We start from the raw sequence: 20,306 nt of genomic DNA on the forward strand, positions 1-20,306 counted from the left end.
TGATATTTTGATATTATTTTAATCCAACATTCAGAATAAAATCGACTTTTGGGAGAATTACTAATTATTTAAGAAGCTCCCGGGCGATTACAAGTTTTTGGATTTCGGAGGTACCTTCATAAATCTGTGTGATTTTTGCATCCCGCATAAGGCGCTCGACGTGGTATTCTTTCACATAACCGTAGCCCCCGTGCACCTGGACCGCTTCCGTTGTCACCCACATGGCCACTTCGGATGCATACAATTTTGCCATAGCCGCAGCCTGGATGTAGTCCTTACCTTCGTCTTTTAACCGGGCAGCCTTGTAAACAAGTAACCGCGCCGCCTCTATTTTCGTCGCCATTTCCGACAATTTGAACTGGATCGCCTGGTGGTCGGCGATGGGTTTGCCGAATGTCTTCCGCTCCTTGGAATATTTTAAGGAAAGCTCAAAAGCCCCCGCAGCGATTCCCAATGCCTGCGCGGCAATACCAATGCGGCCGCCATTCAGCACATTCATCGCAAACTTGAACCCAAAGCCGTCCTCGCCGATCCGGTTCGCCGCCGGCACCTTCACATCCGAGAACATCAAAGTGTGTGTATCTGAGGCCCTTATACCCATTTTATCCTCCTTACGGCCGACCGAAAAGCCAGCCCAGCCCTTTTCGACGATCAATGTATTGATACCCTTATGTTTCAACTCCGGGTGTGTCTGAGCCATTACTAAGCAAACCGACGAAGTGTTGCCGCTCGTGATCCAGTTTTTCGTGCCGTTCAATAAATAATGGTCACCGCTCAGAAAGGCGGTCGTGTGTTGCGAGGTGGCATCCGAACCGGCCTCCGGCTCCGACAGGCAGAATGCACCGATGATTTCCCCTGACGCGAGCCGCGTCAGATACTGCTGCTTTTGCTCCTCCGTACCATATTTTTCGAGCCCCCAGCATACCAGCGAGTTATTCACCGACATGATTACCCCGGCCGAGGCATCCACCTTCGATATTTCTTCCATTGCAACCACATAGGCAAGCGTATCCATGCCCCCGCCCCCATATTCAGGCGCTACCATCATGCCCAGGAAGCCCATTTCGGCCATTTTACGTAATAATGCAGGATCGAAATGCTGAGCGGTATCTCGTTCGATCACACCGGGTAATAACTCGGATTGTGCAAAATCCCGTGCAGCGGCCTGCACCGCCAGGTGCTCTTCGCTGAGGTTGAAATCCATTCCGGTTAGTGGTTGGGAAGCTGACATAGAAGACGTTGATTTTTGAGGATGAAGATTTTCAAAAATAGGATTTGCGAAAACAGTATGCAAGCATACAATTTCCTAACCGATTAAAACTTTGGGTTTTGCTGAGCGTTTTGAAGAAAAGTTGTCTTAAGTTTGCGCCCTGATCACGACAGATTACACATGCCCGTTCTTACCGTTTTTTACATTAAGCTGCTCATCAACCTTGCATTGACAATCGGAATCATCTGGACCATCAGCCGTTCGGATCTGTTTTCAAAATGGCAGCAGGAAAACGATAAATTGATCTTCACACTGGGTTTAGTGCTCTTCCGGCTCATTCCCTGGATCGGCATCTTCCTCATCATCAACGAGGAGCCCCGGGGTGATATTCCTTTCTTTTTCTACAAAGCAGAGGGCGCCAAAGCCGGTGGTTTCGTGTACCGCGACTTCTGGTCGTACCACGCGCCGCTTTACGCCTACATTATCAGCATTCCGGTCTGGATCTGGCATAATGCCCGGGCCATCGTGCTGTTTATGGTGCTGATGGAAACCGCTATTCTCTGGCTTACTTACGATACGTATAAAAGTCGTAGCCCCAAAGCACTGCAACTGGCTACGATTTACTATATGCTGCCTGCCGCATTCATGTACATTCTCGTCGATGGGCAGGAAGAAGTGTGGTTCTGGGGCGCTGCGCTGCTGATTTGGCGTTATACCATTAAGAACAGGAGCAATTACGAGGTCGGAATAGGCCTTTTATATGCCATGACTTTGCTGACGATCAAAGTCACATTCATATTCCTGCTGCCTGCATTGCTGGTAATGGTGAAAAAACCCATTAAAATGCTGCTCGTCATGGCGGCGATTGGTCTGCCTGCGGTGGGCTTCCTCTACTGGCAGATCGGCGACCTGTTCCTGATGCCGATCCGGCACACCGAGCAGCTCATGACACCCAACCTTTTCTCGGTATTCAGGCCGTTTGTAGAGATCGTCTTCCATGTCGACGAAAAGAAATCGACACTCATCAACTGGTTCGGGCTGCTGTTTACGGTTTTCATCCCCGTTTACATGGCCTTCAAGGCACGGCATCGGCACATTAGCGAAGTATTACCAGGCATTTTCATTGCCTGCTTCGTGTGCATGATGCTCTTCCAGGCCAGTGCCATGGGCGCGTATGTGATCGCCTATCTGATGGCCGTTTTGTTTGAAATCATCGATATCCGCAAAACCGCCCACGTGGTAGTGCTGCTCGCATTGAACTGGCTTACGGTCGTGCAGCCATTTGTGTGGGTGTATATCAAACAGCCCGCGTACACATCACTGAGCTTGTTTGCCAATACGTCCTACCTGTTCGAATACGTGCTGCAAATCCTGAATGTGCTTTGCTTTCTCTGGATTCTCCGCGAAACGTATCGTAAGGTGGTTCACACCCAAACTCTGGCAACGGCATGAATATAGTCCTTGCCAAAACCGCCATAAGCGTAGCCGCATTGCTGGTTACCGCCGCATTGCTGTTCAAAAGAGAATCACTAACCGACTGGCTGGAAAAAAAATCCGCGAATGCGGTAATGGCCGTCGCCTGGATATTTCTGAGGCTGCTGCCTTTCATCGCCGTGTACCTGATCGCCAATATGGAACCGACTTCGGATGTGAACGGCTTCTGGGACGAGGGGAGCAAAGCCTCATTAGGGCAAGTCGTGTACCGCGATTTCTGGTCGCCGTACTCACCGCTTTACGCCTATTTCCTCGGCATTTGGCTCAAACTCTGGTACAGCCCGAAGATGATCGTGCTTACCATGGCCGCCATGGACGGCATTGCATTACTCGTATCCTATCATTTTTTCAGGCCATTCCAATCGCGGGGTACCTTCCTGTTCCGTGCACTCGTTTACCTGCTATTGCCTGGCTCGCTCGTGCTATGCGTAATAGGCGCACAGGAAGATGTCTGGATGTGGCTTTTCGTGATCCTCGCATACCTGTTACGTGAGCGCACCTTGCGCGTGGAGTGGTATGCGGTCATCCTGGCCGTTGGTTTGTTGATGACCAAAGCCATTTTCGTGCTCATTATGGTGCCGTTGTTTTTACTGGAAAAACAGAAAATCCGCTTCGTCATTCCCATTGCCATTATCGGCATTATCTCGCTGGCTGTTCTGTACCCGTTGGTCGGGCTGGAATTCATGCAGCCGCTCGATGAAGCCAAGACACTACGTGCCCCGAACATCCCGTCGGTACTTAATCCGTGGTTTTACAATTCCATCGGCGTAGGTGAGAAGATCTGGAACTGGATCGGCCTCGTTGCATCGGTAGGTTTGGCCTGCATTTCCGCATGGCGCCTCCGCAATGCCGATTTCCGGGTGATGCTTTCGAAAGTATGGGTGGTTTTATACGCTACGATGATGATCGTACAACAGAGCGCTTACAGCAATTATATCTTCCTCTTCCTGCTTCCGCTGGTATTCTATGTGATTGATTGGAAGAACAAAACACAGGTTACGATCCTTTTCGTATTCAACCTCCTTTGCGTGGTGCACCCATCGTACTGGTGGCGCCTCGGAATGCCTTGCTACCTGACGCCTTCCGATCCCACTGCGTCGTCCGAACTGCTTATCGACTACCTCATGCAAACGGCCATTGTTATCCTCACAGGCTATTTCATCTGGCTTGCATTTCCGAAAAAAAACGAAGTCACGTCCAGCTAGCATTGGCGAGGAGCACCGTGTCCTCTTCGCGGCACGCATTTTCCGTAACCGCAAGTTTAACTTTCTTTAACACCCTGCATTAAGCGCCGGTTTTTACATTTGGAAAACCCCAAAAACGCCCGAATGCAGCCCGTAGACCGGCATACCCTACACGAACTACAACTCCTGCCCGAAAACAGCCGGACAGCCAGTATTTTTGCCTTCTACAACCGCACTGAAACGCTCGGAGGCGGTGATTATCTCAAAAGCATTATCACCCGGCCCAAGGAATCGCCCGAAGACATTATTCGTTTTCAGGACCTGTTAAAAGCCATTGCCATGCGTCCGACGGCCTGGCAGGTCAACATTGCCAAAGCATATGCCGCCGCAGCCGAGAGCTACTATGCATTGAGTGTGGCGCATTCGATGTCGCAGGATGTGATCAAGCATTGGTTTGATACCTGGCTGTATTCGAAGCGGAATAAGGGTGAATACTACCGCATTCAAAGCGGCGTGCTCGCAACACTTCGGCTGGTGAGGGCGGTTCAATCCACTTTGGATCATCTGGCGGAGGCCGCTATTCCGGATGAAATTTCCGAAGACATTGCCGAGCTCCGGAAGTTTATCTACTCCCCACTTTTGTCGGTGTTTTTGAGAAAAAGCGATGGAAAACTATCGAACAGATCAATTTTCTACCTCGACTATCTTTTCCGTGTCAGCCACCGGGACAAATTCCGGCAAATGCTCGACACGCTTTACAAGCTCGACGCCTGTCTAGCGATTGTCAAAACAGCAAGACGCCATCAGCTTGCATTTCCGATTTTTGATTTGCATTCTCATGATTTCAATGCCAAATCAGCCTGGCACCCGCTTATTACCGGCGCAGTCGCCAACGATCTGAACCTGGTCCATAACAACCCCGTCTGCATCCTCACCGGCGCAAATACCAGCGGTAAGACGACGTTTCTCAAAACCTGCGGCATTCTCGTATACCTCGCGCATTTGGGCTGGCCCGTGCCTGCAAAATCGCTGCAACTATCATTTACCGACCGGCTGTTCACTTCCATCCACCTCTCCGACGACCTCGACCAGGGTTTCAGCCATTTTTACAACGAAATGATGCGTATCAAACAGATTTCGGAGGCATTAAACGCGGGAAAGCGTTGCTTTGTGATTGTGGATGAATTATTCCGCGGTACCAATCAGGAGGATGCTTTGCATTGCTCCAAAACCGTACTGGACGGTTTTGCCAACTTCGATAGCTCCTGTTTTCTGGTATCAACCCACATTCACGAACTGATCACACATTACTCCGGCCATACCAAGCTCAGTTTCCGATGTTTCCGAACGCACATTACCGACAATCAATTTCAAAACACATTCAAAATAGAAGAAGGCGCGGCATTTGAGAAGGTGGGCAGACTCATTATGGACCAAACCGGAGTGACCGCATTGCTTCAAAACACAAAAAGGCTCTCACCGGAATGAGAGCCTTTCACTAATTAGTATTTCAAAAGCATTACTCGATCACATCGAAACCACAGAACGGCACCAGTACAGCTGGTACTTTAACGGTTCCGTCGGGCAGCTGGTTGTTTTCCAGCAATGCGGCCAGGATGCGCGGCAATGCCAATGCAGAGCCGTTCAATGTATGAAGAAGCTGCGTTTTCTTGTCGGCATTCTTGTAGCGCAATTTCAAGCGGTTGGCCTGGTAGGTCTCAAAATTTGAAACAGAACTGCATTCCAACCAGCGCTGCTGTCCGGCCGACCATACTTCGAAATCGTAGGTCAATGCGGACGTGAAACCCATATCGCCACCGCACAAGCGCAGAATGCGATAAGGCAGTTCCAGTTTTTCGAGCAGGCTCTTCACGTGCTCCACCATTTCGTCGAGGGCTTTGTAGGAATCCTCCGGCTTGTTGATCTGCACGATCTCCACCTTATCAAACTGGTGCAAACGGTTCAGCCCGCGTACGTGCGCGCCCCAGCTGCCCGCCTCACGACGGAAGCACGGCGTGAATGCCACGTTTTTCACTGGCAATTCGCTTTCGGCCACGATTACATCGCGGTAGAGGTTGGTAACAGGCACTTCGGCCGTAGGGATCAGATACAGATCGTCTACGGTCGCGTGGTACATCTGGCCTTCCTTATCGGGCAGCTGTCCGGTCGCAAAACCTGAATCGGCATTCACCACAATCGGCGGCTGCACCTCAGTATAGCCTGCATTGCCTGCTTCGCTGAGGAAGAATGCGATCATGGCGCGCTGCAAACGGGCGGCCTTACCCTTGTACACCGGGAAACCTGCGCCGGCAATTTTGTTACCAAGCTCAAAATCGATAATCGGAGCCTGGTTGCCACCCAATTTTTTGATCAGATCCCAGTGCGGCAATGCGCCTTCGTGCAATGTCGGTTTGACACCCGCTTCAAGGACGGTCACATTGTCGTCGGCTGTGCGGCCTTCGGGCACGCTTTCGTGCGGGAGATTCGGCAGCTTCACCAGCTCTTGCAGCAAGCTTTCCTCGAATGCCTTATGCTCTTCTTCCAATGCTTTGGAACGCTCTTTCAATGCAGCGGTGTCGGCTTTGGCGGCTTCTGCCTCGGCTTTTTGGCCGGTTTTCATCAATGCACCGATTTCCTTCGCTTTGTTGTTGGAAGCCGCCAGCACATCGTCCAAATCCTGCTGAATCTGGCGGCGCTTGCCATCGAGCTCGATAATGCGGTCTACCGCCTGCTCTGCATCCTTGAAATGCTTTTTTGTCAATCCCGCGATGGTCAGTTCCCGGTTTTCGCGGATAAAATTGGTTTGTAACATGAGGCTGTCGGCTGTCGGCTTTCGGCGATCAGCTTTTTAGTATTTGAATGTTTTCAGCTCAGGGAGCAGTGAAAATGTCCTTCATCGCATCCTCGTAAAAGAACAGGCGCTCGTTGAGGACGTTCAACGCTTCCGCTTTGTATTTTGAATGGATCAGCAGTGATAGGTTATGCTCCGATGCACCGTACGAAATCATTCGTATTGGAATATTTTTCATCGCGTCAAGCACTTTCAGGGCGATACCCTCTTTGTCGGCGCTGAAATTCCCAACGATACAAATGATGTTCTGATCGCGGTCATGCTCCTCCAAATCAGCGAATTCGCGCAATTCGGCACTGATCTGTTCCAGGTTTTCGGAGTTATCGATCGTTACCGACACCGATACTTCGGAAGTCGTGATCATATCCACCGGTGTTTTATATTTTTCGAAGATCTCAAACACCCTGCGCAGGAAGCCGTAAGCATTCAGCATACGGGTCGAGTGAATGTAAATCGCCGTGATATTGTCTTTTGCAGCAATGGCTTTGATGTCACGGTCGGAAGTCTGGGTCGCGATAAGCGTTCCCGGAGCTTCCGGCTGCATGGTGTTTTTCAAACGTACCGGTACGCCGCGCAATTTGGCAGGGGTAATGGTGCTGGGGTGCAAAATTTTCGCACCGAAATACGCCAGCTCAGCCGCCTCTTCGAACGTCAGCTCACGGATCGGGAAAGTACGCTTCACAATGCGCGGGTCGTTGTTATGCATTCCGTCGATGTCGGTCCAGATCTGGATTTCGTCCGCGCGGATCGCACCGCCGATCAATGAAGCGGTGTAATCGGAACCACCTCTTTTCAGGTTGTCCACTTCTTCCCGCGGGTTCCGGCAAATGAAGCCCTGGGTAACGATGGTCTGCTTGTCGGTATATTGGTTCAAAATCGTCACCAGTTTCTCTTCGATCGTCGCCAATTCGGGCTCTCCGTCGGCGTCGATGCGCATGAAATCCAATGCAGGCAGCAATACCGAGCTTTCCCCTTTTTCTTCCAGGTAAGCCTGGAACATTTTAGTACTCAATATTTCACCCTCCGCAACGAGTTCTTTCTCCTGTTTGATCGTAAAAGGCTTCACGCTTACCACGGATTTGATAAACCCGAATTCAGAATCTACGATCTGCTGACCAGCCGCCAATCCTTCCGGAGTCGAATACAATTCCTTGATAAACAGGTCGTAATGGTTTTTTAACTCTTCTATTAAAGCCGCAGCCTTGGCATCGTCATACGATTTGGCCGCTTCTCCGATAGCGATCAGCGCATTGGTAGAACCGGACAAAGCCGATAATACAACAATTTTACGATTAGGGTCATTGTTGAGGAGTTCGCGGATTGAGTGCATACGCTCAGGCTTCCCTACCGAAGTACCGCCAAATTTCCAGACTTGCATAACTAGTTTTGAATGATTGAATGATTGAATTTTGAATGGTTTTGTTAAAGGGTCAATGGTGGTCAGGTGTTGTCATTGGTTGTCAGGGGTTGTCAAGTATGGTCATTGGTTGTCATTGGTTGTCATCGGTTGTTTTAATAAAATACTATTAATGACCATCCCTAACAACTCATGACCACACCTGACTATACTTGACCACACCTGACTACAACTGACCGTTAGCGACCTGCCCTTTGAGCCCGATCATCTTGATCGCCGTAATGGCTGCCTCGTCACCTTTGTTGCCGTGTACGCCGCCCGCACGATCTAGTGCCTGTTCCATATTGTTAGGAGTCAGTACGCCGAAGATTACCGGTTTGTCGTATTTGAGGCTCACATTGGTAACACCTTGTGCCACCGCGTGGTTGATATAATCGTTGTGCTTGGTTTCGCCCTGGATTACTACACCCAATGCGATCACCGCATCGATATCGGCGCGTTGTGCGAACCATTGCGAGGCCATCGTAAGCTCGAAGCTTCCCGGCACATTACCTCTGACGATATTCGCAGGCAGCGCCCCGTAGGTAATCAGGGTTTGGTAAGCTCCTTCGAAAAGCTTTTCGGTCACCTCGCTGTTCCACTCGGCCACCGCGATCGCGAATTTCTTATTGCTGATATCCGGAAGTCCTTCCGTTGTGAATACACTTAAATTCTTATCGGCACTTGACATTGATTTTCAAGGGGTTTATGAAAAACAGGTATGATTTAAAATTTTGGATTAAATGAATAAAAAAAGGATAAAACCGTAGTCGGCTTTATCCTTTTTCAGAAACAGAATGGTTTAACCATTATTTGCCGACCTGTCCCTCTAATAATCCCATATATTTCTTCGCGTTCACCACTTCCGAGGACAGTGGGAACTCGTCTACAACACGTTTATAGGTAGCAACCGCGTCAGCAGGCTGGTTAGCCTTCTCCTGAGCGAGTGCGAGTTTCATCAGATAAACGGGTGTAAAATATTCGTTCTTCTCATAATCAGCAGCTTTCTGATAGTATGAGATCGCCTCAGCGGCTTGATTTTTTTCAAGATAAGCGTCACCGATCAGTGATTGAGCACGTGCGTGGATCAACAGGTCGGAAGAGCTGAATGATTGCAGACGGCTGATAGCCTCATCGTATTTACCTTGTTTCAGCAAAGCCACACCTGCATAGAAGTTTGCGAGGTTGCTGGCGTCGGTTCCTTTGTAATTGTCAGCGATAGACAAGAGGCCTTCGTTACCACCGGCCCCGTTCAATGCTTTTTGCAATGAATCGGCTTCAAAATCGTACACGACACTGGCAAGTGCATTCTGGGCAGTGCCTTCCTGACCATCTATATAGAAACGGTAACCCGCGAAACCAGCAATAGCAACCACAACCGCCACCCCGATTCCAAGAACAACCTTGCGGTTTTTAAGGAAAAAAACCTCAGCTTTATTGATCTGGCCTGCTAATGCCTCCGGAGATTCAATGATTTCAATCCCGGATTCGCCCGTATTTTTCTTGCTCATATCAAATAATTCGATTTTGGAGTGCAAAGTTATGAAAAACTTGTTAAGTCAAAACAAGTTAGGTCACAATTCTTTAAGTTATATATTTCCCGCCAACCGTTAGTTAACGAAAGGCTTACGGTGACAAATGCATTTCACAGCCTTTGATTTGTAAGTCAATCTATTATGCCACCCCGAAAACAAAAACTGCGCGGTAACAGTGTCACCGCGCAGCGTTTTTTTATTACTATTTTATATCAATACAATGGATATTGTTTCATCCATTCGTTCACTTCTGTTTTCACAGCGGCGATTTTCGCGTCATTGTCGTTGTTTACCAGAACGGTATCAACGAGGTCAACGATACGCTCCATATCTGCCTCAACCAATCCGCGGGTGGTCATAGCGGCAGTACCTACACGCATACCTGACGTTACCATCGGCGATTTGTCGTCGAAAGGCACCATGTTTTTGTTGATGGTGATGTCCGCTTTGATCAATGTGTTCTCAGCCAATTTACCAGTCAGGCCTGATTCCACACCATTTTTAGTGCGAAGATCGATCAGCATCAGGTGGTTATCAGTTCCGCCTGAGATAATGCGGTAACCTTTGTCAACGAATGCCTTAGCCATTGCCTGGGCATTTTTAGCAACCTGTGTAGCGTAGTTGTAATATCCTTCGCTCAACGCTTCACCGAATGCAACGGCTTTGGCAGCGATAATGTGCTCCAACGGTCCGCCCTGTGTGCCCGGGAATACGCCTGAGTCCAGAAGCGATGACAAGGTACGCAGCTGACCTTTCGGAGTTTTGATACCGAATGGGTTTTCGAAATCGTTGCGCATCATGATCACACCGCCGCGTGGGCCACGCAATGTTTTGTGAGTTGTAGTAGTAACAATGTGGCAGTGATCGAACGGATCTTTCAAAAGACCTTTCGCGATCAAGCCGGCTGGGTGAGAAATATCGGCCATTAGCAATGCACCGATTTTGTCAGCCACTGCGCGAAGGCGCTCGTAATCCCAGTCACGGCTGTATGCAGATGCGCCGCAGATCAAAAGTTTCGGACGCTCTTTCAAAGCAGTTTCTTCTACTTTATCCCAGTCGATCAGACCAGTTTCTGCTTCCACACCATAAAATACAGGCTGGAAATATTTACCTGAAATGTTTACAGGCGAGCCGTGCGTAAGGTGGCCTCCGTGTGCAAGGTTGAAACCCATGATTTTATCTCCTGGGTTCAGGCAAGCAAGGAAAACAGCCGTATTGGCTTGTGCTCCCGAATGTGGCTGTACGTTAGCCCAGGTAGCACCGAAAAGTTCTTTCAAACGGTCGATCGCGATCTGCTCGATTTCGTCAACGATCTCGCAACCGCCATAGTAGCGCTTGCCCGGAAGGCCTTCCGCATATTTGTTGGTCAACACACTGCCTGACGCCTCCATCACCTGGCGTGACGTGAAGTTTTCAGATGCGATCAATTCGATACCAGACTCCTGGCGATGTTTTTCTCTGTTGATCAAATCAAAAATGGCGGTGTCGCGTTCAACGCTGGTGAGTGTAGACATGGGATTTGTCAGAAAAAATGGTGTGATACTCGTGGAATAAGCCGCAAAAATACAAGCAATTATTTTGGAATAAAATATTAACACTTACTTTATATTTAAAGTGCGAACCAGCTGGTGAGCTTAATGCGGGCGGATAGCCCATAGCGGTACGGCAAGTGTAATTTTATGTGTAAGTTATTTCTTAAATTATTTTAAGAATAATTGTTTTCCGTTGTACTTTTGTGGTCAAATCGTTCGTGCGTGATCGAACACATGAGTAACTTGCAGTTTAATTCGAAGTCTATTCACGAAACTCTTAAATAATTTAACATTTAGTTATGAGCCAACAAACGGTAAGTCCACAAACAATCCTGATGCAAGCTTCCAGCAATGGAAAAGGCACTACCGGCACCATAGGGCAACCCATCACCTATGAAAAAATCCCGACGCAGATTTTTGCCGATTCCAAAGAAGCGTCCTATGCAGTTGCAAAAGAGATCTCGGACCTGATCCGTCAGAAACAAAAGGAAGGTAAGCCTTGCGTTTTGGGACTTGCAACCGGTTCTTCGCCGAAGACCGTTTACGCGATCCTCGTGCGTATGCACCGTGAAGAAGGTTTGAGCTTCAAGAATGTGATTTCTTTCAACCTGGATGAGTACTACCAAATGGAGCCAGACTCCATTTACAGCTACCACCGGTTCATGAAAGAGCAACTGTTCGATCATGTCGACATTCCAAAAGAAAATTATTTCCTACCGGACGGAACCGTACCTGCGCCATTACTGCGTGACTACTGCACGTCTTACGAGAATAAAATCAACGCGGTAGGCGGGCTGGATTTCCAGTTGCTGGGTATCGGGGGTAATGGCCACATCGGTTTCAACGAACCGGGCTCGCTCATCAACTCGCATACACGCCTTATCACACTCGACCACTCTACCCGCGCCGCCGCGAGCATGGAGTTCGGCGGGCTGCACAATGTACCGCGCAAAGCGATCACATTGGGTGTTGCGCCTATTTTGAATGCACGCCGCGTGGTGCTGCTGGCCTGGGGTGAAAGGAAAGCTTCGGTGATCAAGAGTGCTGTGGAAGGCCCGGTAACCGAGCTTAACCCGGCTTCTTACCTGCAAGCACACGCGGACGTAACATTCGTGGTAGACGAAAGCGCAGCTTCCGAACTGACCCGCATCAAGACGCCTTGGGCGGTTGATTCAGTGGTTTGGGATAATAAAATGATCAAGAAAGCGGTAACGCATTTGTCGCAAACCTTGAAAAAACCAATCCTGAAACTGATCGACAAGGATTACAACGACAACGGTATGAGCGATTTGCTGGCACAATATGGTGCTTGCTACGAGATCAATATCAATGTATTCAACCAGTTGCAGCATACCATCACCGGCTGGCCGGGTGGTAAGCCCAATGCAGATGACACGCACCGTCCGGAGCGCGCTCAGCCTGCGAAAAAACGCGTGCTGATTTTCAGCCCGCACCCTGATGACGATATCATTTCAATGGGTGGTACTTTCCAGCGTCTGGTTGACCAGGGCCACGAAGTGCACGTTGCCTACCAGACTTCCGGTAACATCGCAGTTGCTGACGACGAAGCATTGCGTTTCATCGATTTCGTGGTCGACTTCAACAATGGCTTCGATATCAACAGCCCGGATGCCAACAAGTTGTTCCTCGATGCGAAAGAATTTTTGAGACATACCAAAAACAGCGAGATCGACAGCCCTGAGGTTCGCAAGGTGAAAGGTCTGATCCGTCGTGGCGAAGCAAAAGCTACCTGCCGTTTCGTAGGTATCCCAACCAGCCAGGCGCATTTCCTTGATATGCCTTTCTACGAAACAGGTACTGTTCAGAAAAAGCCGATCGGTGAAGAGGATATCAAGATCATCGAAAACCTGATCGAGGAGATCAAGCCGCACCAGATTTACGCAGCCGGCGACTTCGCCGATCCGCACGGAACGCACAAAGTGTGCTGGGATGCTATCGAAGCCGCATTGCAGCGTTCGAAACATAAGAATTTCATGAAAGACTGCTGGGTATGGTTGTACCGCGGCGCATGGGCAGAGTGGGATATTTATGAAATCGAAATGGCAGTACCGATGAGCCCTGACCAGGTGCTGAAAAAACGTCAGGGAATCTTCAAACACCAGTCGCAGAAAGACGGTGTGGTATTCCAGGGCGAGGATTCACGCGAGTTCTGGCAACGTGCCGAAGAACGCAATGCAGGAACCGCGCAGCTTTACGATTCACTCGGCCTCGCCGAATACGAAGCGATGGAAGCATTTGTACGCTGGAAGTTCTAAGCAATAACTGTAAATGAAAAGAGCCCGGAAAATTCCGGGCTCTTTTCATTTTATATCTACCTGATACGCTGACTAAATGCGTCGGTGCCGGGAGTTACAATTCCATATCAACCCACATCCTGTGCGCCATTTTTTCAACCATATTCATGACGCCTTGCACGGCGCCAAAAATGATACAAAGAGGCAGAATGACTGGTAAAAAAATGAGCCATTGCAGTGCCATGGTAAAGTTAAATCTCTTGATAATTGGCGTTTTCATAACAGGATCAGGTGCTTAATAACATCGGTTAGTATCCCAAGTTATACAATTAATTAATAGTCAACAACTTTTTACACTACAAACGCTTCTGTTTTCTGTAAAATTTGAATTATTAATGTAATTATTTTAATCAGGATTCTTGATAAAGCAAAAACCTCCGATTTGTTACCCACCGATATTCGCCGGGCAGTAAAAAAAATTTTTGTTTATTTGTTATAGTAAAGTTAACTGCCAGCTCCGACATGCCTTCATCCGACATCATCCAACTATTACCCGATTCCATAGCTAACCAAATTGCCGCGGGAGAGGTTGTTCAGCGACCGGCTTCGGTGGTAAAGGAGCTGATGGAAAATGCGATTGATGCCAAGGCCACACAGGTGCAGGTGATACTCCGCGAAGCGGGCCGTACGCTCATCCAGGTGATCGACAATGGAACCGGCATGTCCGAAACCGACGCACGCATGAGTTTCGAAAGGCATGCGACTTCCAAGATCCGGCAGTCGGAAGATCTGTTCAGGATCAAGACAATGGGCTTCCGCGGAGAGGCGCTGGCGTCGATCGCGGCGGTAGCGCAGGTGGAAATGCGGACGCGCCAGGAATCGGACGAACTGGGCACGTTGATCCGCATCGATGGTTCGGAAATAAAAACGCAGGAAGCAGTGGCTTGCCCGAAAGGTACCAACTTCTCGATTCGTAACCTGTTTTTTAATGTACCGGCCCGCCGGAACTTCCTGAAATCGAATTCCGTCGAAATGCGCCACGTGCTCGACGAATTCCAGCGGGTGGCATTGGCGCATCCGGAAGTGGGTTTCACGCTTCATCACAACGATACCGAGGTATTTAACCTTACGCCTGTAAAGCTCGTACGGAGAATCATCGATATTTACGGCAAAAGCTACCGCGAGCAGCTGGCCTATTGCCAGGAAGACACTTCGTACATCAATGTGCGCGGTTACATCGGCAAGCCCGAATTTGCCCGCAAAACGCGCGGCGAGCAGTTCTTTTTCGTGAACGACCGCTTCATCAAGCATAATTATATGCATCACGCGGTGATCAGCGCATTCGACGGCACCATTCCCGAGGGGAGCCATCCGTTTTATGTTTTGTTTATTGAAATCGACCCGTCACATATCGATATCAATATCCACCCCACTAAAACGGAAATCAAGTTCGATGACGAGCGATCGGTGTATGCGATTATCATGGCGGCGGTGAAGAAGGCGGTAGGCGTTTACAATCTGTCGCAATCCATCGATTTTGAGGAAAATATCAATTTTCTTAATCCGACACCTACCGAACCGAACAATAACCTGATCCCGCGCACGGTGATGCCCGACTGGGCTGCGCAGCCCCGCAAGAGCGAGGGCAGCGCCTCCAAATCGAACCTGACCAATTGGAACAAGCTTTTCGAGGGATTGCAAAATACCGAAGACCGGCACCGCGAACTGGCCGCATTTGAGATGGGTACCACCACCGCTTCGCGACCGGTGTACCAGGAGCAGGCCAAAACCGTCGCCAGCAAGGTGAACAGGATGGCTTCCGAGGTTATTGCCGCGCCGGAGGCCGATGCGCTGCTATTCCAGCTCCATAACCGCTACATTTTGTCGCAGGTGAAGGACGGTATCATGCTCATCGACCAGAAGGCCGCATATGAGCGCATTCTCTACGAACGGTACCGTAAAATGCTGATTAATCGTAACGGCGCGTGCCAGCAGCTGCTTTTCCCGAAAACCATCCGGCTTACGCATTCGGATATGCAGCTCGTGCACGAAACGAAAAAGGAGATCCGCAGTTTGGGATTTGAGTTTGACGAATTCGGTGCCAATGAGCTGATCATTCGCGGTATTCCGGCTGATCTGCCGGAGGAAAGCGAGCAGGATTTGTTCGAAGAGCTGATAGAGCAACTTAAACAGAGTTATTCCGACCTTAAATTGAATAAGCCGGAAAGCCTGTCAAGGTCGCTCGCGAAACGTTTTTCGGTACGTTACGCGGTTAAGCTTTCGTACGTTGAAATACACACATTGCTCAACCAGCTGTTCTCATCATCGGACCCGAACCGAACGCCCGGTGGTGAACCGATTATCGTTTTGCTGACGATGGATAAGCTGGCGAACATATTCCGGGGTTGAGAAACAAAAACCGGATTTGTGAAGTTAATTGGAGATAAATCTTTGAATTTGAATCAAATATGTTAGCCATAACCCCCACGGTAAGAAATTTACTCATTCTGAATATTCTATTCTATTTTATAGATTCTTCCGTTTTCAGTCTGAAAGGCCAGTTTGCGCTCATGCCAGTGATGTCGCCGGATTTCCATATTTTCCAGTTTGTCTCCTACATGTTCCTGCATGGCGGCATTGGCCACCTTTTCAGTAATATGTTCGGTCTGATCATGTTCGGGCCGTTGCTGGAAAGGATCTGGGGGCCGAAGCGTTTTCTGATATTTTACTTTGTCACAGGTATCGGCGCAGGGCTTTTGTTCTCAGGAATAGGCTTCTACGAGAACTGGCAGTTGGCAAAGGCTGTTGAGATATATACCCAAAATCCCACACCCGACGGGTTCGCCGACTTCCTGAGCAAGCACGCCGAAGCGTATTATGAATACCGGCTCCAATTTGTGAATGATTTTGAAGCAAATCCGACTAATTCCATGTATATTCAACAGAGTATTAAGGATGTAGGGGATGTCTACACAAATGCGCTCAGCATCCCCATGGTCGGCGCTTCGGGAGCAATTTTCGGAATCCTGATGGCGTTTGGTTTGTTGTTTCCAAATACGGAGCTTTTTCTCCTGTTTGTACCGTTCCCTATAAAAGCAAAGTATTTCGTTGCTTTTTATGGGCTTTTTGAATTGTATTCAGGAATACAAAATGCTCAGTCCGATAATGTTGCTCACTTCGCGCACATTGGAGGAATGCTATTTGCATATATATTGTTGCGTTACTGGGGTACGCAAAAGTCAAATTTCTATTAGGAGAAGAAGATGAGCAATATTGTTGACGACGTTAAAAGGGAATTCGCGAAATCCGAGAATGCGCTTGTAAAGATTATTCTGATAAACACGGCAGTATTTCTGATTCTGCTGCTCATGAAGATTGTGCTTACCCTCTCCCAATCTTCGAACATATATGCCCTGGTGATCAATATGTTACAACTTCCGGCCGCCACGGAGGAATTCATATACAAGCCCTGGACGCTCATCACATATTTCTTCACACACGATGATATCTTTCATATTCTCTTCAATATGCTCTTTCTCTACTGGTTCGGGAAACTGGTGGATGAATACCTGGGCGCAAAGAGAGTCGTGGCGCTGTATATGCTGGGCGGGATTGCCGGCGGGCTGATTTACATCGTTTTATATAACCTGCTGCCTTATTTTCAGGCACATATCGAAGGTTCGAGAATGCTGGGCGCATCTGCGGCGGCATTTTCGGTGGCGGTAGGGGCATCTACCTTGCTGCCTAATTATACGTTCAATCTGATCTTTTTAGGGCCCGTTCGCATTAAATTTATTGCGCTGTTCTATATCATTCTGTCGCTTGCGCAAACGGTCGGTCCTAATGCCGGCGGTAACCTGGCACATTTGGGCGGGGCATTCACAGGTTATATATTCATCAAACTGCTGCAAAACGGGACAGATTTGGGTAAGCCTATTTACGGGCTGCTGTCGATATGGTCGCGCATTTTCCGGAAACGGCCATCCATGCAGGTTACCTATCGCGAGCGGCAGGTGTACCGTAGCACGAGCGTATACTCGTCATCATCATCAGGCACGATCGAAATGCCCGATCAGATGGAAATCGATTCGATCCTGGATAAAATCTCGAAATCGGGTTATGAAAGCCTGACGCGGGAGGAAAAGCAAAAGTTGTTCAAGGCAAGCCAGCAAAAATAATAGTCAGACTTAATGCGTATTTGCTTAATTTTGTGACTATTTAATAAAGCGGACAGCTAGTAAATTTGATTCAATAGCCCTACGGTATGCTTATAACGCCAGGAAAATTATTAGCAACAATTAATTCTCCCGAAGATCTTCGAAAACTGGACAGTTCTCAGCTTCCGCAGGTTTGCAACGAGTTAAGGCAGTTTATCATCGATAATGTGTCGGTATACGGCGGGCACTTCGGCGCAAGTCTTGGTGTGGTGGAATTGAGCGTAGCCCTGCATTATGTATTCAATACGCCCGACGATCAGCTCGTATGGGACGTAGGCCACCAGGCTTATGGGCACAAAATACTCACCGGCCGGCGTGATGAGTTCCATTCCAACCGCGTTTACGGCGGACTGTCAGGCTTTCCAAAAAGAAAAGAAAGCATTTACGATGCATTTGGGGTAGGCCACTCGTCGACCTCCATTTCATCGGCGCTGGGCATGGCCGTGGCATCTGCATTGGAAAAGAATTTCGAACGCCAGCACATTGCGATCATCGGCGACGGTGCCATGACGGCGGGTTTGGCTTTCGAGGGCATGAACCACGCGGGCGCTACGGATTCCAACCTGCTGATTATTCTCAATGACAACTGTATGGCCATCGACCCGAACGTCGGTGCGCTGAAAGAATATCTGACCGACATTACCACTTCGCAGACTTACAACAAGTTCAAAGACGAAGTTTGGAACCTGCTCGGCAAAATGAGCAACTTCGGTAAAAGTGCGCAGGAGATCGTTTCAAAGGTAGAAACAGCTATGAAAACGGCGATCTTGCGTCAGAGCAACCTATTTGAATCGCTGGGATTACGCTATTTCGGTCCGATCGACGGAAATGATATCAGCCATCTGACCGAAGTACTCAGAGATCTCAAAAACATCCCTGGTCCGAAGCTCTTGCATTGCCTTACCGTAAAAGGTAAAGGTTACGGCCCGGCTGAAAAGGACCAGACGAAATGGCACGCTCCGGGGGTTTTCGACAAGATTACGGGGGAGATTCAGAAAAAAGTCTACACTACGCCTCAGGCGCCAAAATATCAGGATGTATTCGGCCATACCATTGTGGAGCTGGCCAGACAAAATCCGAAAATCGTAGGTATCACACCTGCAATGCCATCTGGTTCTTCGCTGAACATTATGATGGAAGCAATTCCTGAAAGGGCATTCGACGTAGGGATTGCGGAGCAGCATGCCGTTACGTTCTCTGCCGGTATGGCAACGCGTGGGGATGTGGTGTATTGCAATATTTACTCCACGTTCATGCAGCGCGCGTACGACCAGGTCGTGCATGATGTATGTATACAGGAGCTGCCGGTAATCTTCTGTTTGGACAGAGCAGGACTGGTAGGAGCGGATGGTCCTACGCACCACGGCGTGTATGACATCGCTTTTATGCGTTGTATTCCAAATATGGTTGTTGCCTCGCCTATGAACGAGCAGGAGCTCCGGAATATGATGTATACCGCCCAGCTCGAATCTTTTCAATCGGGTAAGAACGCATTCACGATTCGTTATCCGAGGGGTAACGGCGTCATGCCTGATTGGAAAACACCATTTGAAGAAATTCAGATTGGTAAGGGAAGGAAAATCAAGGAGGGATCCGGGCTCGCAATACTTTCATTCGGACCGCTTGGCAACCTGGCATTGAAGGCTTGTGAAGAGCTGGAAAAGCAGGGCATCAGCGCCGGTCTTTTCGACATGCGTTTTGCAAAGCCATTGGATGAGGCTATGCTGCACGAAATCTTTTCTTCCTATGACAGAGTCATGACATTGGAAGATGGCTGCTTACAAGGCGGATTTGGCAGCGCTGTGCTTGAATTCATGATTGACAACGGATACACGAGCCAGGTAAAACGCCTCGGAATACCCGACGCGATCGTTGAACATGGTGAGCCAGCCGAGTTGTACCAGGAATGCGGCATAGATACCGCAGGCATCATTGCTGCTTCAATAGAATTCGTCCAACGGCAATCGCAGGTTGCTTCTGTTTTGCATTAAGAATAGGAATTTACTTCATGGAAAAGCCGGTCGGAAGATCGGCTTTTTTCTTTGCCAATATTTAGGACGTTTCTATCAAAACCTTGATTTAAGAGATCCCATTTACACAAACTGAGCAAGATTACATTCTAACGTCCGATATGCGCTTAAAACACAAAAAAGGGCATGTGATCGATGTGTCTGGATATACTTCGTTTCAGACACCACGAATTGCCGGCGCTAGTTCCAGCTTATAGTTCAAGTGCGAAGAATTAGGCTTATTAGAATTCCTAGGTAGAATACGGAGGAGTGAGGCATTCAAAACCCCTATAAACGCAAAAAAGCCTCACATTAATGCGAGGCTTTTTGATTAATAATTGTGGCGTCTAGGCTGCGCGCCCCGCCTACTTTACCGGGTTTGATCGGGGACGCCTAGTGGGGGACGCCTAGTCGGGGACGCCCAGTCGGGGACGCCCAGTCGGGGACGCCCAGTCCAAGTATGATCGGCGGATCCGGACATTCAGGCCCCAAACGCAAAAAGCCTCACATTACTGCGAGGCTTTTGTTTTAATAATTGTGGCGGCTACCTACTTTACCGGGTTTGAACCAAGTATCATCGGCGGATCCGGGCTTAACTTCTCTGTTCGGGATGGGAAGAGGTG

The 20,306-nt window shown here is 48.9% G+C and carries 15 protein-coding genes and 1 rRNA gene; 8 read left to right on the plus strand and 8 right to left on the minus strand.

Annotated features, from left to right (window positions below; all coding sequences use genetic code 11):
* Positions 1-64 precede the first annotated feature (64 nt).
* Positions 65-1,204, minus strand: coding sequence for an acyl-CoA dehydrogenase (locus tag J2Y43_RS08945; RefSeq protein ID WP_309993003.1), 1,140 nt, complete (start codon positions 1,202-1,204; stop codon positions 65-67).
* A gap of 186 nt (positions 1,205-1,390) precedes the next feature.
* Between J2Y43_RS08945 and J2Y43_RS08950 the strand changes: the two genes are divergently transcribed.
* The 3 genes from J2Y43_RS08950 (at position 1,391) to J2Y43_RS08960 (ending at position 5,376) form a co-directional block, all read left to right on the plus strand.
* On the plus strand, positions 1,391-2,662 hold the full coding sequence (locus J2Y43_RS08950) for a hypothetical protein (RefSeq protein WP_309992476.1): 1,272 nt from the start codon (positions 1,391-1,393) through the stop codon (positions 2,660-2,662).
* Positions 2,659-3,909, plus strand: coding sequence for a hypothetical protein (locus tag J2Y43_RS08955; protein WP_309992473.1), 1,251 nt, complete (start codon positions 2,659-2,661; stop codon positions 3,907-3,909). The genes J2Y43_RS08950 and J2Y43_RS08955 overlap by 4 nt, the downstream gene beginning before the upstream one ends.
* 123 nt (positions 3,910-4,032) lie before the next feature.
* Entirely contained in the window at positions 4,033-5,376 is a 1,344-nt protein-coding gene (locus J2Y43_RS08960; protein ID WP_309992470.1) for a MutS-related protein, read from the plus strand.
* A 31-nt stretch (positions 5,377-5,407) separates the two neighbouring features.
* Here J2Y43_RS08960 and serS read toward each other — a convergent pair whose 3' ends face one another.
* From serS to glyA, 5 genes are all read right to left on the minus strand, one after another.
* Entirely contained in the window at positions 5,408-6,700 is a 1,293-nt protein-coding gene (gene serS, locus J2Y43_RS08965) for a serine--tRNA ligase (RefSeq protein WP_309992467.1), read from the minus strand.
* A 58-nt stretch (positions 6,701-6,758) separates the two neighbouring features.
* Positions 6,759-8,117 carry an aspartate kinase gene (locus J2Y43_RS08970; protein WP_015813265.1) on the minus strand — a complete coding sequence of 453 codons (1,359 nt, stop codon included), beginning with the start codon at positions 8,115-8,117 and terminating at the stop codon, positions 6,759-6,761.
* Positions 8,118-8,322: 205 nt separating this feature from the next.
* The gene (ribH, locus tag J2Y43_RS08975; protein WP_309992463.1) at positions 8,323-8,826 is read right to left on the minus strand and encodes a 6,7-dimethyl-8-ribityllumazine synthase; all 504 of its coding nucleotides are present in this window, start codon (positions 8,824-8,826) and stop codon (positions 8,323-8,325) included.
* 118 nt (positions 8,827-8,944) lie between these two features.
* On the minus strand, positions 8,945-9,646 hold the full coding sequence (locus J2Y43_RS08980; RefSeq protein ID WP_309992460.1) for a tetratricopeptide repeat protein: 702 nt from the start codon (positions 9,644-9,646) through the stop codon (positions 8,945-8,947).
* A 236-nt stretch (positions 9,647-9,882) separates the two neighbouring features.
* Positions 9,883-11,184 (minus strand): serine hydroxymethyltransferase, encoded by a 1,302-nt coding sequence (glyA, locus tag J2Y43_RS08985; RefSeq protein ID WP_309992457.1) that lies wholly within the window; start codon positions 11,182-11,184, stop codon positions 9,883-9,885.
* Positions 11,185-11,537: 353 nt separating this feature from the next.
* Here glyA and nagB point away from each other — a divergent pair, with 353 nt between their 5' ends.
* Positions 11,538-13,478, plus strand: a complete 1,941-nt coding sequence (gene nagB / locus J2Y43_RS08990; protein ID WP_309993001.1) for a glucosamine-6-phosphate deaminase — start codon at positions 11,538-11,540, stop codon at positions 13,476-13,478.
* 94 nt (positions 13,479-13,572) lie between these two features.
* Here nagB and J2Y43_RS08995 read toward each other — a convergent pair whose 3' ends face one another.
* Positions 13,573-13,737, minus strand: a complete 165-nt coding sequence (locus tag J2Y43_RS08995; RefSeq protein WP_176885078.1) for a hypothetical protein — start codon at positions 13,735-13,737, stop codon at positions 13,573-13,575.
* Between the two features lie 242 nt (positions 13,738-13,979).
* Between J2Y43_RS08995 and mutL the strand changes: the two genes are divergently transcribed.
* The 4 genes from mutL to dxs all read left to right on the plus strand — a co-directional run bounded on the left by mutL (position 13,980) and on the right by dxs (position 19,665).
* On the plus strand, positions 13,980-15,866 hold the full coding sequence (mutL, locus tag J2Y43_RS09000) for a DNA mismatch repair endonuclease MutL (protein WP_309992452.1): 1,887 nt from the start codon (positions 13,980-13,982) through the stop codon (positions 15,864-15,866).
* Between the two features lie 59 nt (positions 15,867-15,925).
* The gene (locus J2Y43_RS09005) at positions 15,926-16,711 is read left to right on the plus strand and encodes a rhomboid family intramembrane serine protease (RefSeq protein ID WP_223406170.1); all 786 of its coding nucleotides are present in this window, start codon (positions 15,926-15,928) and stop codon (positions 16,709-16,711) included.
* A gap of 9 nt (positions 16,712-16,720) precedes the next feature.
* On the plus strand, positions 16,721-17,635 hold the full coding sequence (locus tag J2Y43_RS09010) for a rhomboid family intramembrane serine protease (protein ID WP_309992447.1): 915 nt from the start codon (positions 16,721-16,723) through the stop codon (positions 17,633-17,635).
* 86 nt (positions 17,636-17,721) lie between these two features.
* On the plus strand, positions 17,722-19,665 hold the full coding sequence (gene dxs, locus J2Y43_RS09015; RefSeq protein ID WP_309992444.1) for a 1-deoxy-D-xylulose-5-phosphate synthase: 1,944 nt from the start codon (positions 17,722-17,724) through the stop codon (positions 19,663-19,665).
* A gap of 553 nt (positions 19,666-20,218) precedes the next feature.
* On the opposite strand, the gene rrf is transcribed toward dxs, so the two are convergent.
* Positions 20,219-20,306 (minus strand): 5S ribosomal RNA (gene rrf, locus J2Y43_RS09020); the annotation flags it as partial.

Source organism: Dyadobacter sp. BE31 (assembly GCF_031457695.1).
Classification (GTDB): Bacteria; Bacteroidota; Bacteroidia; order Cytophagales; family Spirosomataceae; genus Dyadobacter.